14 protein-coding genes are annotated in these 15,156 nt (G+C 40.6%); 11 read left to right on the top strand and 3 right to left on the bottom strand.

Translation table 11 applies throughout. The features are described from left to right. Positions 1–3: 3 nt before the first annotated feature. The 4 genes from Q0230_RS00890 to htpX all read left to right on the top strand — a co-directional run bounded on the left by Q0230_RS00890 (position 4) and on the right by htpX (position 5,095). Positions 4–885, top strand: coding sequence for a DMT family transporter (locus tag Q0230_RS00890; RefSeq protein WP_298607199.1), 882 nt, complete (start codon positions 4–6; stop codon positions 883–885). A gap of 41 nt (positions 886–926) precedes the next feature. After that, positions 927–1,763: an alpha/beta hydrolase gene (locus Q0230_RS00885; protein WP_298607197.1), complete on the top strand. Its 837-nt coding sequence runs from the start codon at positions 927–929 to the stop codon at positions 1,761–1,763. A gap of 127 nt (positions 1,764–1,890) precedes the next feature. Next, positions 1,891–4,137, top strand: a complete 2,247-nt coding sequence (gene parC, locus Q0230_RS00880; protein ID WP_298607195.1) for a DNA topoisomerase IV subunit A — start codon at positions 1,891–1,893, stop codon at positions 4,135–4,137. 76 nt (positions 4,138–4,213) lie between these two features. Beyond that, on the top strand, positions 4,214–5,095 hold the full coding sequence (htpX, locus tag Q0230_RS00875) for a protease HtpX (RefSeq protein ID WP_298607193.1): 882 nt from the start codon (positions 4,214–4,216) through the stop codon (positions 5,093–5,095). A 45-nt stretch (positions 5,096–5,140) separates the two neighbouring features. Here htpX and Q0230_RS00870 read toward each other — a convergent pair whose 3' ends face one another. The 3 genes from Q0230_RS00870 to Q0230_RS00860 all read right to left on the bottom strand — a co-directional run bounded on the left by Q0230_RS00870 (position 5,141) and on the right by Q0230_RS00860 (position 7,118). Then, a complete protein-coding gene (locus Q0230_RS00870) occupies positions 5,141–5,704 on the bottom strand; it encodes an outer membrane beta-barrel protein (RefSeq protein WP_298607190.1) in 564 nt (187 codons plus the stop codon). Positions 5,705–5,782: 78 nt separating this feature from the next. Beyond that, positions 5,783–6,481 (bottom strand): outer membrane beta-barrel protein, encoded by a 699-nt coding sequence (locus Q0230_RS00865; protein ID WP_298607188.1) that lies wholly within the window; start codon positions 6,479–6,481, stop codon positions 5,783–5,785. A 235-nt stretch (positions 6,482–6,716) separates the two neighbouring features. Then, a complete protein-coding gene (locus tag Q0230_RS00860; RefSeq protein ID WP_367274116.1) occupies positions 6,717–7,118 on the bottom strand; it encodes an FmdB family zinc ribbon protein in 402 nt (133 codons plus the stop codon). Here Q0230_RS00860 and Q0230_RS00855 point away from each other — a divergent pair. From Q0230_RS00855 to Q0230_RS00825, 7 genes are all read left to right on the top strand, one after another. Further along, positions 7,099–7,950, top strand: a complete 852-nt coding sequence (locus tag Q0230_RS00855; protein ID WP_298607186.1) for an SDR family NAD(P)-dependent oxidoreductase — start codon at positions 7,099–7,101, stop codon at positions 7,948–7,950. The two genes, Q0230_RS00860 and Q0230_RS00855, sit on opposite strands and share 20 nt — an antisense overlap. Further along, positions 7,947–8,366 (top strand): hypothetical protein, encoded by a 420-nt coding sequence (locus tag Q0230_RS00850; protein ID WP_298607185.1) that lies wholly within the window; start codon positions 7,947–7,949, stop codon positions 8,364–8,366. Before Q0230_RS00855 ends, Q0230_RS00850 begins: the two co-directional genes overlap by 4 nt. 264 nt (positions 8,367–8,630) lie before the next feature. Further along, positions 8,631–9,056, top strand: a complete 426-nt coding sequence (locus Q0230_RS00845) for a hypothetical protein (RefSeq protein ID WP_298607184.1) — start codon at positions 8,631–8,633, stop codon at positions 9,054–9,056. Positions 9,057–9,309: 253 nt separating this feature from the next. Then, positions 9,310–10,110 carry a caspase family protein gene (locus tag Q0230_RS00840; protein ID WP_298607182.1) on the top strand — a complete coding sequence of 267 codons (801 nt, stop codon included), beginning with the start codon at positions 9,310–9,312 and terminating at the stop codon, positions 10,108–10,110. 93 nt (positions 10,111–10,203) lie between these two features. Then, entirely contained in the window at positions 10,204–13,461 is a 3,258-nt protein-coding gene (locus Q0230_RS00835) for a TIR domain-containing protein (protein WP_298607180.1), read from the top strand. A gap of 2 nt (positions 13,462–13,463) precedes the next feature. Then, positions 13,464–13,895 (top strand): hypothetical protein, encoded by a 432-nt coding sequence (locus Q0230_RS00830; protein ID WP_298607178.1) that lies wholly within the window; start codon positions 13,464–13,466, stop codon positions 13,893–13,895. Positions 13,896–13,900: 5 nt separating this feature from the next. Next, positions 13,901–15,154: a caspase family protein gene (locus Q0230_RS00825; protein ID WP_298607176.1), complete on the top strand. Its 1,254-nt coding sequence runs from the start codon at positions 13,901–13,903 to the stop codon at positions 15,152–15,154. Positions 15,155–15,156 lie beyond the last annotated feature (2 nt).

The raw sequence follows: 15,156 nt of genomic DNA, 5'->3' as shown, positions 1-15,156 counted from the left end.
GGATTGAACACTCGCTTACATCGCGTCTTTATCCAAGCTATTCCATTTCTTTTCGTATTTTTATGGAGTACGGGTTTTATTGGCGCGAAGTATGCGTTGCCCTTTATTGAACCCTTCTATTTATTGTTTATTCGTATGCTCTGGACCATAGCAGTATTTTTACTGCTATGTGTGGTGCTGCGAGTGCAATGGCCGAGTTGGCAACAGGCTGGACATCAAATGGTGACCGGCTTATTGCTGCATGGTTTATATTTAGGTGGCGTGTTTGCAGCGATTAAATGGGGGATGCCTGCGGGTATTACTGCCATTGTAGTTGGGATTCAGCCCTTATTGACTGCTGTTCTAGGTTGGCGCTTATTTGGTGATCGCTTGTTACCGCGCCAATGGCTAGGTTTGGCCTTAGGTCTAATCGGCGTGACCCTTGTGATTCTTAGTACGCGCGGTTATGGCAAGTTTGATTTAACTTGGCCAGCGATAGCAGCCACATTAATTGCTTTGGCCGCGATTGCCCTCGGTACCATTTATCAAAAGCGGTTTGGTGGTAGTGTCAATCTAGTAGCTGGTTCACTTTGGCAATATGTGAGTACCGCAGTCTTTATGGGAATTCTGGCATATAGTTTTGAAACTCGCGTAGTGGTTTGGGATCAACAACTCATTTTTGCTTTGGCTTGGTTAGTCTTAGGTTTATCTGTCAGTGCGATTTTATTACTTATGTATATGATTCGTGAGGGCGAAGCCGCTAAAGTGGCTAGTTATTTTTATTTAGTACCTCCTGCTACCAGCATTGAAGCTTGGTTATTATTTGATGAGTCTTTACCATTCCTAGCGGTTGCAGCCATTGGTCTCACTGTGGCTGGGGTGTATTTGGTTGTCAAAAAAGCTTAAATCTCGCTATGCTTAGGTCTGTTTATTCTTAAGGATGCGCCATGTCGCCCAGTCATCATTTTCTTAACTGTCAAAATTTTGAAATTCACTACACCGAATGGGGGCAAGTGGATGCTCCGGTGGTAATTTGTTGGCATGGTTTAACCCGTACAGGGCGGGATTTTGATGAGTTGGCGGAGGCTTTAGCCACACGTTATCGAGTAATTTGCCCCGATACCCCCGGCCGTGGTTTGTCACAATGGAGTGATTCACCCCTAGAGCATTATATTGTGCCGTTTTATGCGCAAATTGCTTTGGATTTAGCCAATCAATTAGGTATTCAGCAGTTTAAATGGGTCGGTACTTCGATGGGGGGCTTGATCGGTATGGTCGTAGCCGCAATTGCTCCAGAACGTGTCCAAAAGTTGGTGCTCAATGATGTAGGGCCTGAAATTCCAGTGGCTGCCGTGGAGCGCATTCGTACTTATGCAGGCTCACAACCTAGTTTCAATAATGTCAGCGAATTAGAGGCTTGGTTACGCCAAGTTTATATTCCGTTTGGCGAAAATACTGACACCTTCTGGCGGCGGATGGCGATGACTTCAGCGCGGCGGACGGGTGCTGGGAAAGTCACTTTGCATTATGATGTGCGCTTAGTGGAACCATTTAATCATTACAATGGTGAAGTTACTTTATGGCCGCTTTGGGAACAGATTATCTGCCCAACTTTAGTGATTCGTGGTGAGTTGTCCGATTTACTCTCGGCTGAGCAAGTTGAACAAATGTTGGCACGAAAACCTGAAGCGAATGCACAGGCAGTCACCTTTACTAAGGTAGGACATGCGCCGACTTTGGCAATGCCTGAGCAGATTGAAGTGGTGGCTGATTTTTTGGTGTAGCAATAGTTTTAATCGTTGAAAAATTAAGAACAAATCACTTGTCAATCAGCTGTAATCGTCTAAGCGTGTTCGTTGTCTAACCTTAGTTTTGCTATAATCTGCACAGCCAAAAATAAGCAGGATTAGCATGAATTACGACGGGATCGAGACTTTACCGCTACAAACTTATACCGAAAAAGCCTACTTAGATTATTCCATGTATGTCATTTTGGATCGGGCTTTGCCGCATCTGGGCGATGGCTTAAAGCCGGTGCAACGCCGGATTGTGTATGCTATGTCTGAATTGGGTTTGTCGGCCGCTTCCAAGCACAAAAAATCAGCGCGTACTGTGGGCGATGTGTTGGGTAAATATCACCCTCATGGTGATTCAGCTTGCTACGAAGCCATGGTTTTGATGGCGCAGCCGTTTTCGTATCGCTATCCCTTGGTGGACGGACAAGGCAACTGGGGTTCGCAGGACGATCCCAAATCCTTTGCGGCGATGCGTTATACCGAATCGCGCCTCACGCCCTATGCGAAGGTTTTATTGCAAGAGTTAGGGCAGGGTACGGTTGACTGGCAGGCCAATTTTGACGGCACTTTAGAAGAGCCAGTGACTTTGCCAGCACGTTTGCCAAATGTGCTATTGAATGGTGCAACGGGCATTGCGGTCGGGATGGCAACCGATATTCCACCGCACAATCTACGCGAAGTGGTGAATGCTTGTATTCATTTATTAGATCACCCAACGGCCAGCTTAGCGGATTTATGTAAGTTTATCCCTGCGCCTGATTTCCCGACTGAAGCTGAAATTATTACGCCTGCTGCTGATTTCCTGAGCCTTTATGAAAAGGGCAATGGCAGTTTCAAAATGCGCGCGCGTTATGAGGTGGAAGATGGCGATATAGTCATTATTGCGTTGCCGTATCAAGTGTCTGGCTCAAAAATTCTGGAGCAAATCGCCCAGCAAATGCAGGCTAAAAAATTACCCTTGGTGGAAGATTTGCGCGACGAGTCGGATCATGAGCAGCCGGTACGTTTGATTATTGTGCCACGCTCCAATCGGGTGGATGTGGAGCAGCTCATGTCGCATTTATTCGCCAGCACCGACTTGGAAAAAAGCTATCGGGTCAATATGAATATGATTGGCTTGAATGGTCGCCCGCAAGTCAAAGACTTGCTGCAGATTCTAAATGAATGGTTGCAATATCGTCGCCAAACTGTGACGCGCCGTTTGCAGTGGCGTTTGGATAAGGTCGAAAAGCGTCTACATTTATTGGAGGGTTTGTTAATTGCTTTCCTCAATTTGGATGAAGTGATTCGGATTATTCGCGCGGAAGATGAGCCAAAACCCAAATTAATCAAACGCTTCAAACTTAGCGATATTCAAGCCGAATATATTCTCGACACCAAATTGCGCCAATTAGCGCGCTTGGAAGAAATGAAAATTCGTGGTGAACAAGCGGAGTTGGAAAAGGAGCGCGAAGAGATATTAGGTTTACTTGGCTCTGACAAGAAGCTCACCAGCTTGATCCGCAAAGAGTTAAAAGAAGATGCGAAACTGTATGGCGATGAGCGCCGTTCACCTTTGATAGAGCGGGAAGCAGCACAAATTTTGGATGAAACTGCGCTGACACCCGCTGAGCCAATCACGGTTATTTTGTCGAAAATGGGCTGGATTCGCGCTGCTAAAGGCCATGATATTGAGCCAGAATCCTTGAGTTATAAGCAAGGCGATGGCTTTTTAGCGGCTGCTTATGGGCGTTCGAATCAGCAACTAGTGTTACTGGATAGTACGGGGCGCACTTATTCCTTAGCGGCCAATACCTTACCGTCCGCACGCGGTCAGGGAGAACCTTTAACCGGCAAGCTCACTTTACCAAGTGGGGCACGTTTTATTAATACCTTGCTGGGTAAAGAAAGCGATCAGTATATACTCGCTTCCGCTGAGGGTTATGGCTTTATTTGCTCGTTTGAAGATATGCAAAGCCGCAATAAAGCTGGCAAGGTGACGCTAACAGCAGGCGATAATGCAGCAATTTTGCCACCCATTTTAGTGCGTGATGTGGAAAAAGACTGGCTCGCGCTCGTTTCGACTTCAGGCTATTTACTGCTTATTCCAGCTAAAGAGCTGCCGGTTTTAGCAAAAGGTAAGGGTAATAAATTAATTAACCTGAAAAAAGGTGGTTTGGGTATTGCCGATGAAGCGTTAGCCCTCATGTTGGTATTAGCGGAGAATGATCCTTTAGTAGTACAAGTGGATAATCGTAAAAAACCTTTGGTACTGAAAGGCGCTGAATTAGCTGAATATCGTGGTGAGCGTGCACAGCGCGGCAAGCTACTACCTAAGGGATTTCAACAAGTAAGTGCTTTAGAAAGCCAGGGGCGTGGATAAGGGATACTTGCATCTGTGCAAGTTAACCCTATGATTGAGCCTAAGTATAAGTCTTAATGAGAGGTATTAATTAAAAATGATGCGAATTATTCTATTAGTGCTCACTAACTTCGCTGTCATGGCAGTGTTGTTTGTGACCATGAACGTGCTCGCAGCGCTCTTTGGCATCAATATGTCTCAAGGCAGCATGGGCGGTATGCTTTTCATGGCCTTGATTTTTGGCTTCGGTGGTTCGTTTATTAGCTTGCTCATGTCCAAATGGATGGCGAAAAAAAGCATGGGTGTGCAAGTTATTGAGCAGCCTAGCAATAATCAAGAACGCTGGTTAGTTGAAACCGTGCGTCGCCAAGCGGATAAGGTCGGGATCGGCATGCCTGAAGTAGGTATTTTTTATTCGCCTGATCCAAATGCCTTTGCTACTGGCGCTAATAAAAATAATGCTTTAGTTGCTGTCAGCCAAGGTTTACTCCAAAACATGACGCCCGATGAGGTTGAGGCAGTATTGGGGCATGAAATTGGACATATTGCGAATGGCGATATGGTCACTCAAACCTTATTGCAGGGTGTGTTGAATACCTTTGTGTTCTTCTTCGCACGTGTCATTGGTATGTTTATCGATGGCTTGCTACGTGGAAATAATCAAGAAAATAGCGGCCCAGGGATTGGTTATTTTATTGGTTCAATGATCGCTGAAATCTTATTGGGCTTCTTGGCGATGATTATTGTGATGTGGTTCTCACGCTATCGTGAATTCCGCGCTGATGTAGCTGGAGCGGATTTAGCGGGTCGCCAAAAAATGATTGCTGCCTTACAACGCCTCCAACGTGTACATGAGCCGCATGATTTACCTGGAGAAATGAAGGCCTTTGGGATTGCCGGTGGTCAGGGTTTAAGTCGTTTGTTTATGACCCATCCCCCTTTAGAAGAGCGTATTGCTGCTTTACAAGCCGCTCAATAGCTTTTTAAAAGCCAAGAAAAATTTTCTCTTGGCTTTACTTCTAGTTTAGAAAGTTGAATAAGTCAGTCCTGCACTATAATTGGTGCTATCTAAATCACCACCTACATATTCAACCTCGCCACGTAGCCCTAGGTTATCGTTAATCTTGCTTTGAATGCCGCCACCTAAAAGCATATCGGTGCCATCTGCTTGGGCAGTTCCATTAATGCGTCCTTCCCAAGCTAGGAAACCGAGCTTACCAAAGAAGTCTAGATTGTCTTTTAAGGGCATAATGCCTAGAGCAGAGGCGCTAAGTCCTGTGGATTCTACTTTATAGCTATTACCGTCTTCTCCAGTGAAGCGGCCACTAAATAAATTCTGGTAAGCACCTTCGATAGCAAAGTTCTCTAAGGGACGATAACCAACAAAGGTTTTCCACGAGGTACAGTTTAAATTTCGAGCATCACAAACATCGGCAGCGTCACCGCCTAAGACACCAAGACCTGCACCGACATAAAAATCAGCGGCACCATCTTTAGAGGTATTTTCAGTATAGGAATAGTCATAGGCGAAGACACTACTTTGCGCCAAAAGCAGAGTTAATGCACTGCTCAGTACATACTTGTTCATATTTTTTCCCTGTGTGGTTTTAATTATGGGGTAGGGAGAGGTGTTAAGCGGGGTGGCCTAACACCCTGAATCTAGTTTTTATAAAGTTGAGAAGGTAGCTCCAACCGACATGATACCCACTGCACGATCTTTGTCGGTGACATCTTGGCGTTGAAAATACTCATACTCGCCACGAACTCCAAAGTTATCGTTTATTTTATAGCTGGCACCCACACCAATTAAAGGACTAGTACCGTTTTTGTCGGTAGATAATGTGCAGTTAGCTGCAGGACAAGTGACACCCGTTGCGTTATTAGTAATCGAATCAGCCTTAACTGTAGCCTCAGATTGCCAAATCATTGCTCCCGCTTTACCAAATACTTCGAAGTTATCCACTACAGGTACAGAGGCTACTGCAGTAATCCCTAGGCCGGAAGCTTTGCCCTCTGCAGAAGGATTGGTTACAGTGTAGTCTCCTTTAGTGACACTACCAGAGAGAGATTCTTTAGAACTACCAAGGTTGTAATAACCACCTTCAATCGAGATAATATCAGTGGCTTTATACCCACCATAGACTTTCCAACCAGGATTACGGCAATCCTTATCGCCCTCAATTAGTTTACCGTCATTCATCATACAGTTAGTGCTAGCTTGGCCAGCGCTGATACCACCATACATGGTGCCGACTTCCATATTGCTGCCACCTGCACCACCTAAGAGGCTACCGCCGCCAGCAAATGCACTACCTGCTGTCAGCAGAGCTGCTGAGAACAGAGAGAACATAGAGAGTTTTTTCATGTTAGTTGACCCCGTTTTTGTTTATTTTTAATTATTAGTTAAATTGGTCTATCAAAAATATTGATGATAGTAATTCTCAGTGGGTTTGCAGCAATTTGCAATCTTATGCAGGTTTGAAGGTAAGACTTTCCGATGAGTGGGGGAGCTAAAAACACTGGAAAAATAAAGCTAGTAGCCAACAATCCGCCTGTCTGTTTTAATGAAACTCGACAGGCAGTTTTAAGTCAGAAACTGCTTATTGACAAGCAGGGCAGGCACCCGTCCCGCAAGCAGGTGAAGGGGCAGCACTTGTGTCAGAGCTAGTTTCTTTAGTTGCTAAATTCTTTTTGTTGTCACTTTTGAAGTCAGTTTCATACCAACCGCCGCCGCCTAAACGAAATGCAGCTGCAGTAATCTTTTTGTTCAGATTAGCAGTATGGCAACTAGGGCAAGCCGTTAAAGGGGCATCGCTCATTTTTTGCAGCGCTTCCATTTCGTGACCACAAGAACTACATTGATAAGCATAAATAGGCATAATCAGTCTCTCCTGATATTCAAGTGCGGCAATAATAGGGACGCTCATCACTAAATTCAAGATGGCTAAGGATGCTTTACCCCGATATAAATAGGATGCAAACATGCGCAATGTATTAGTCACTGGCTGCTCAAGTGGTATTGGCTATTGTGTAGCTAAAGGCTTGCGTGAGCGTGGTTATAAAGTCTTTGTGACGGCTCGCAGACCTGAGGATATACAACGCCTTGAAACAGAAGGCTTTAAAGTTATTCCTTTGGAGCTGGCTGATCCTAAAAGTGTAGAGGCTTGTGCCCATGAATTGATGCTGCGGACTAATAGTGAGTTGTATGCAGTTTTTCATAATGGGGCTTATGGGCAAGCAGGAGCGTTGGAGGATTTAAGTCGCGAAACTTTAGAGCGGCAATTTGCGGCTAATGTGTTCGGCTGGCATCAACTCACCAACTTATTACTGCCCCTCATGCGCCATCAAGGTTACGGACGCATTATTTATAATAGCTCACTACTGGGTTTTATAGCCCTACCTTTTCGGGGGGCTTATAACGCTAGTAAGCACGCTATTGAAGGCTTAGCCGATACTCTACGTTTAGAGCTTTATGATACTGAGATTAAAGTTTGTTTGATTGAGCCAGGGCCAGTGGAAAGCCGCTTTCGGGCGAATGCCCTGAAATCGCTCCTAGACCATGTGGATATTGAAAAAAGCGTACATCGTGACAAATATAAAGGCGCAATTAAGCGCTTAGAGAAAGTCGGCCCTGCTGCGCCTTTTACCTTGCCTCCTGAAGCGGTTTTAGCCAAAGTGATTCACGCTTTGGAAAGTGCATCTCCTAAAGCGCGGTATCGAGTCACTTTTCCCAGTAGCTTATTTTATGTTTGTAAGCGCTTATTACCCACAAGCTTACTCGACAAGGTTTTGCTGGCAGTGTCGGGTAAAGAAAATAGAGGGAGCGAATCATGAGCGATGTTTTAGAGTATCTCTTTTTTACCAGAGCGATAGCTGATCAATTTGCTTCTGCTTTGAGCGAGCACTCTGTTGATTACCAAGAGGAAATTGAAGCAGTACAAGAGGCCATAGTCTTTAAAATTCCTGAATCAATTGGGCAGCCACTTTGGGATGAGTTAGATGATTTATATGATGAACTCTCGATTGCTGACCAAGCCTTATTAGAAGAAGCGGTCGAGGATGAAAATGCACAAACAGCCGCTGGCCTTTATTTGCAATTAGCTAATGGCCAGCAAACGATTGCACAAGTCGACCCCGCCTTAGTCAATCGAATTCTTTCAGTGCTCAGCCTTGAGGAGTTTAATCAGTTCCTTGACACGATTGTGAAAAGTGTTGAGCAGCCTAATGATTCGGCTATTTGCCAGCGCTAAAGTTAGTGCTGTTTCTTAAAGTTGCCTTATTTTTCTGTACTCGCCTTCCTTCACCTAAGTAGAATTTAAATTGATCAAGTCTAGTTAGCTGCTGAATAAGCCTCCCTTAAATAAGGGGTGTTTTAAGATGGCTGTGCTGCTTAAAATAAATCCATAATAATTAGAAAAAGCCTCTAAAGTTAGCTAGGGTAAGGGTGATCTACTCCCATTCCTAGATTTTTTAATACTAAATATGATTTTTAATCAGCTTTTACTAGGAGATATTTGTATGCTAGGGAAGGTTTATTCTTGGTTTGTGCTGCGGGTTCTTTGATGGCTAGTTCTACTTATCCCATCAAAAGCGTCACCCCCATTTCTAAACAAGAAGTTGCAGCTTTTAATGCGAAATTAGATGCCGCTGTAATGGCTAATCCTAATGCGGCTGCTTCACCTTTAAGGATTCTGCAAGCGATGCCGAATGAAAACGAAGGCAGTAAGGCTTACAGCTGGTGTGCAAAAAAAGTAAAGGATACTCAGATTTGCACCTATCGCTTGGAAGGCGTGAGCGATGATTCGATTGCTGCACAGCTATATCAATTAATGTTCAAAGCTGGTGAAGCGAGTTGGAAAATTACTAAAGGTAAAAAAGCTTGGCGCTGTCAGCAAGGTCGTGGTGATTCTACTGCCTACCATACGAAAAAATTTAAGTAGATTTTTGATTTGATAAATAATTTTATGAGGAGATAGATTGCTATCTCCTTTAAGTTTTTACACACTAAGAAACCTACTTAGTCCTCTCAAAGTGCTCTAAGTCATTGAACTATCTGTTTTTTGCTCAGTAATTGTTAAATTTCATTTAAAAAACCTTACATAAATTATGCTTTTTTTCAACAAAAAAGCTAATTTTTATTCTATACAATAAAAAGGCTGGGATTTTTTGGACTTTATTTGGAAGGGGAGCATCATGGCACAAGGACTTACTTTAAATATTGGCGTGAACTTTATTGATGCCAAACATTATGGATCAGATGGTGCTTTAAAAGGCTGTGTAAACGATGCTAAAGCTATGAATCACTTAGCTTTAGGGCAGGGATTTAAAGGGCAAATTCTTCTTAATGAAAGCGCTAAGCGCGAAAATGTAATTCGCGCTATCAACCAAGCAGCAGCTAGCTTGCAGGCAGGTGATATTTTTTTTATTTCCTATTCTGGGCATGGGAGCCGTGTGCCTGATACCAATCGTGATGAAGATGACGGCATGGATGAAAGTTGGTGTTTATATGATGCCCAACTCCTTGATGATGAGTTAAATGTGTTTTGGTCTCGATTTAAAGCCGGTGTAAGAATTTTAGTGGTGTCAGATAGTTGTCATAGTGGCACTATTACTAAACCTGCTGAAGCTGAAATAACTTATACCCAACAAACCCCACGATTTTTACCGCTCAAGCAAATGCAAGAAACTTGGAAAGCGAACGAAAGTTTCTATGCCAGTTTAGTGCGTGATTTGCCACGAGCTACACCTGATATCAAAGCTAGTGTGCGTTTATTATCAGGTTGTCAGGATAATCAATATTCTTATGATGGCGATCAAAATGGTGCTTTTACCACGCAGCTTTTACAAGTCTGGGCAGATGGGCGTTTTCAGGGTAACTATCAGCAATTTCACAAGAAAATTCTAGCTCGCATGCCAGCTATTCAATCACCGAACCATTCAGTAGTTGGTATGAGCGATCCTCATTTTGATCAACAAATACCATTTGAAATTTAGTACTAGTTTTCACTTTTCTTGATCAAGGATTAATTCAAGAAATTTAATACTCATGGATGAACTTTAAAGCAGCTTGAAGGGTTTAGTTGTTTTATGGGTAACACTGCTGAAAATACCAAATATGATTTTTTTATTTCCTTTGCGGACGATGCAAAGGAATGGGTACATGGTGTTTTAGTTCCAAAATTGGAGCGTAGTGGTAAGACTTTTGTTTTAGTAGGAGAGATCACGGGCAATGCATGGATCGATGATTTGCAGGCTAATATTGAAACTAGTGAGAAAATACTCGTCGTTGTTACCCCGCAATACTGTACAAGCCAGCGCCATCATTTATTGCAATTAATGGCTTTTACCAAAGGTGTAGAGCGCAGAGAGTGGCCTGTTGTACCGCTTTTACTGAAATCGGTTGATTTAGAGTTATTTTTACGTTTTATCAATGGAGTCAATCTGACTCAGTATCAAAGTGAAGAGCAATTAGATGCCTTATTTGCTGTTCCGCCACGTAGTCAAGAAGAACAACAACAGTTAGATGTATCGCCTTATCCAGGTATGCAAACCTTTGAAGAAGAAGATGCTAGTCGATTTTTCGGGCGAGAAGAAGAAATTGACCAATATCTTAAAGCCCTAAGGAATGAACATATTTTAGTGCTAACTGGTGCTTCTGGTTGTGGTAAATCCTCTTTAGCCCGAGCAGGTATCATTCCTCGCTTAAAAGCTAAACATCACTTTTTGGTTAAAACGGTTCGACCAATTGATAATGATTTAGATAGCTGGTTAGAGCAAGCTGAAGCTGCTTTAAAAAATGGTGATGAACTAATCAAGCAATTTCTTTCTTTAGAGCAGCCTGATCAGAGCTTTTTATTGTTTATTGATCAGTTTGAAGAGTTATTTTCTGTCGAGCCAGATGATCGATCAAACTTCATACTCAGTATAAAAGCTAAGCAGCTACTAAGTTTGCTAGTAAAATTGAAAAAGCAAGTTCCTGGTTTTTATTTACTAATCACTTTACGCGCAGAGTTTTACCCCCAACTTGCGTTCTGTCAAGTTTATATTGATTTTGATAATTACTTACAGCGAATTAATGCATTAAGTCGTGAGGGTTTAACTGATGCCATTACTAAACCAGCCTTAAAAAAATATGTATATATTGATGAACGTTTAGTGGAGCGCTTAGTAACTGAAGCTGGTGATGATCCAGGGATTTTACCGTTTGTGCAAGAGACCTTGCGTGATTTATGGGAGAAGCGTTATGAGAATTATATTGGCTTGGAAGCTTATGAAAATTTAGGAAGAAATTCAGGCTCAGGGTTAAAAGCTTCAATTGCTGCGAAAGCAGATGCAGCTTATAAGGCTTTAATTTCGATAGATAAAGAACATCGTTTTGAAGAAGAGAATATTACTAAGCGAATTTTTTTACGTTTAATTCAGTTTAGCCAAGGAAAACCTAACACTCGACGACAACAGTCTATTTCAGACTTACGAAGTGATCAAGATAATCAAGCTGTATTTGAGGGGATTTTAAAGCATTTATCTTCAGAGAATTATCGGCTATTAACTATTAATCGTGGGGAGGAAGATGACGATTCTACGGTTGATATTGTGCATGAATCTTTAATAGATGCTTGGCCCATGCTGACTAAATGGATAAAAGAATATAAAGATTTTGAAATTAAAATTAGATTGCTTAATTTTAAACTTATGGAATGGAAAAGATTTGGTAAAAATGAGGGTGGTAGTTTAGATAAAAAAGAATTAAAAGAAGCAGAGCTGATAGTAGGTGATTCGCTTTTTAAAATTTTTGGCTCTGGAGTTGAAGTAGAAGAATTTTTATTTTTTAGTAAGAAATTAATTGATCCGGGATGGAATTCGCTAGGATTGATTAATATTTTTATTATAAGTCTTGAGTTTATTTTATTTATTATTATCTTTATTTCTTTTGTCATAAATTTATCAGATTTTTATATTAAAATTATTTTAATAACACTGTTCTTTTTTTGTTTGGTATTAATTGCTGTTATTTGGTTTCAAGGAAGAGATAATGTATATAGATTTAAGAAATATAGTCATAAAATAAATAAAAAGAAAATTTTTTATTTCGGGTTAGCTCTATGCATGATTAGTTGCTCAGTTTTGGTGTTGGTTTCCTATAAAAAAATAGAAAATAGAAACTTTTGTGATAAAAGTGGTTATATAAGGAATGATGAGGTTAGTAATTTAAATATTGCTTTTTTAGATGATGAAAATAAAGAGCAGTTAATAACTAATTTGTTGGTAACACAGGCATTAGGTTTTTCTAATAAAATTAGTTATAGTATTTTATCGAATTCAGATTATGCTAAATGTTATTATTATTTTGATTATAGTGTTAGTTTTAACAGGGTTAATCAAGATGATCAAGAAGGTTTTAAAGTAAGTATTAAGAATTTAAATGAAAAGGAAGAAAAAAATATTGAATTTTTTCACTCAATTGATGAGAGAATGCCTGTTTGTGTTTATAGTTCAGAATTAATTTATAGGGTGCTAGAAAAAATTCCAAATTTAAATAAATTAGGGGTTATTCTTAACGATTATACAGAGGGGGTATATAGTGAGGCTTTTTGTCAAGCGTATACTAAAAACACACAAGCTTTAGAGGTTTACATTAAAGGCGATCTAGATTACGCAGAAAAATTGGCTAATGAATCCATTGCCTATGAAAAAAATTATGCAGAGGCTTACTCTACTTTAGGTACAGTCCTCCTTAAAAAACATCAATATGATAAAGCAGTTAAATCATATAAGAGAGCTAGTGAGTTAGTGCCCAGTTCATTGCTTTTAGGATTGTGGGCTAATGCAATGCACAAACAAAATATGGCGACTGGTAAAGACTCTTTATCTGTAGAAGTAGAAAGCGTGCTTAATCTAGCTATAGATAAAGATCGTAATTTATTTGGAAATTATAATTTTTTAGTGAATGCTTATCTCGACTTTTACCTTAACGAAAAAGCATATCCTTTCTTAGAAAAGATGGAGGATTTTTTGAATTTCAATCAAGTTAATATTATTGACGAAATTTATTTTTATAAAAATATGGGCAAGTATTACCTAAATATAAAAAATATTGATAAGGCAATTTATTTTTTAAGAAAAGCTAATGATAGTATTTCACTTGATGGAGGAATTGGTATTTATGAGATGGAAGTTGATATTTTTTATTTGCTAGGGTTAGCTTATGAAGATAAAAAAGACAGTAAGAGTGTTTGTAACTTTTGGAATGGTTATTTAAAAAATTTGGAATATGATTATCTTGCTGAAAAAAGAAAAATGTATATAGATGGCTTAAATATTGATTGTTTGAAAAAGGGTGAATAAAAATGAGTGATTGTAATCGGGGTGACGGTGAGTCAATAAAGGATTTTTGTAGAAAGCTGGTAAATAAAAATTATAAGTGCTGCAAATTGGATAGTGTAGTTGTTGTAAGCTCGAGGGGGCTGACTCCTCAAATTATTAAAGTAATAACCGATGAATTAAATGGAATCATTGAAAATGAACAAGTTCCTTTAGAGGAGTTAATAGAATTTGCCGTTGAGTTAAGGAAAGAGAAAAGGTTAACTGAAGCTAATGTTGTTCATCAATTTATTAATAATAAGCTTAATGAAATTAGTATTATTAATAACAATTTGGAAGTTGATTTATATAAGATGAACCTTTCAGAGCAAATAATTACTTTGCAAAAAACTAGAAAATTTTCAGAATTAGAGACCACAAAAAATATGCTGCAAGTAATAGAATTAAACGAGAGGTAAGTGTTATGGTGAGTAATTGCGCTCTAATCATTGGCATCTCCGCCTACCAACATATCAAGCCCCTATCAGCTAGTGTGACCAATGATGCTAACAGCATCCATGCTTTAATCTCTAATGGAAGCTTAGGTTTATATGACTCGGCTAATGTCCTGTATTTAACAGATACTGAGGCAACAGGTTTTGCTATCCGGGCGGCTTTAGCTAAATTAGCAAACAATTGCTTAACGGATAGTACCGTCTTAATTTACTTCTCGGGTCATGGCGCGCAGATTCTTGCTGGCGATCAGGCCGGAGCTTATCTTTTGCCCGTCGATGTACGTTATGGCTCAGATGAGGAGTTGGCAGCTACTGCTATTTCGGGTAAGGAGTTTAGCGAGGCTTTGCGTCAATTACGCTCAAGAAGGGTTTTAGTTATTTTTGACTGCTGTCATTCAGGCGGTATTGGTGAAACTAAAAGCCCTTATGGTACTGAAGCAAAAGCGGGTTTGCCGGAGGAGTATTATAAGGTTCTATCTAAAGGTTGGGGGCGGGTGATTATCGCATCTTCCCGACCGAATGAGGTTTCTTATGTGTATCAGGGCGATAAAAATAGTTTGTTTACTAAGCATTTATTAGAGGGATTGCAGGGTAAGGCTTTAGTAACAGGTCAATATGTACGTGTCTTTGATTTATTTAGTTACCTCCAGCCCAAAGTAACAGCAGAACAGCCTAATCAGAATCCACTCATTAAAGCTGAAGTCGAGGAGAATTTTCCAGTAGCTTTGGTTACCAATTTACCTGTAATGGTACTACCCAAAGCCCAAGGTGATGATTATAGATATGATCTATTTTTAAGTTATCGGCATGTTGATCCCGATCAGCAGTGGGTGAAGAAGACTTTAGTTCCTGCTTTAACGAATGCTGGATTAAACGTCTGTTTCGATGGTGATTATAAGTGTTTTCGTGCTGGTGAACCCATTGTGAAATCTATGCAAGCAGCTGTCGAAAAGAGCCGCTATACCGTAGCCATTTTCACTCCCGATTATGAGAATAGCGGTTTTACTGAGTTAGAGAATTTAATGGCTCAGCATTTAGAGACAGAAGCTAGCCAAGTTGCTGGTAAAAATAAGCGTTTAATTGGGGTTTTATATCGTGACTGTGATATGCAGAAGCTTTCCTTACGTCTACGTTATAAGCGTTTTGTGGATATGTCAGATCCAACAGAGTTTGATGAAGGTATTAAGCAACTTGTTTATGAGTGTAGAGAAGCTCTTATTTAGTG

Source organism: uncultured Thiothrix sp. (genome assembly GCF_937876535.1).
Classification (GTDB): domain Bacteria; phylum Pseudomonadota; class Gammaproteobacteria; order Thiotrichales; family Thiotrichaceae; genus Thiolinea.
Note: the sequence above shows the minus strand (reverse complement) of the source record. Positions and strands in the feature narration are given on the sequence as shown.

Coding starts and splice junctions, on each gene's coding strand:
- Q0230_RS00885 (WP_298607197.1), top strand. CDS start 927: ATGTCGCCCAGTCATCATTTTCTTAACTGTCAAAATTTTGAAATTCAC.
- parC (WP_298607195.1), top strand. CDS start 1,891: ATGAATTACGACGGGATCGAGACTTTACCGCTACAAACTTATACCGAA.
- htpX (WP_298607193.1), top strand. CDS start 4,214: ATGATGCGAATTATTCTATTAGTGCTCACTAACTTCGCTGTCATGGCA.
- Q0230_RS00870 (WP_298607190.1), bottom strand. CDS start 5,704: ATGAACAAGTATGTACTGAGCAGTGCATTAACTCTGCTTTTGGCGCAA.
- Q0230_RS00865 (WP_298607188.1), bottom strand. CDS start 6,481: ATGAAAAAACTCTCTATGTTCTCTCTGTTCTCAGCAGCTCTGCTGACA.
- Q0230_RS00855 (WP_298607186.1), top strand. CDS start 7,099: ATGCGCAATGTATTAGTCACTGGCTGCTCAAGTGGTATTGGCTATTGT.
- Q0230_RS00850 (WP_298607185.1), top strand. CDS start 7,947: ATGAGCGATGTTTTAGAGTATCTCTTTTTTACCAGAGCGATAGCTGAT.
- Q0230_RS00840 (WP_298607182.1), top strand. CDS start 9,310: ATGGCACAAGGACTTACTTTAAATATTGGCGTGAACTTTATTGATGCC.
- Q0230_RS00835 (WP_298607180.1), top strand. CDS start 10,204: ATGGGTAACACTGCTGAAAATACCAAATATGATTTTTTTATTTCCTTT.
- Q0230_RS00830 (WP_298607178.1), top strand. CDS start 13,464: ATGAGTGATTGTAATCGGGGTGACGGTGAGTCAATAAAGGATTTTTGT.
- Q0230_RS00825 (WP_298607176.1), top strand. CDS start 13,901: ATGGTGAGTAATTGCGCTCTAATCATTGGCATCTCCGCCTACCAACAT.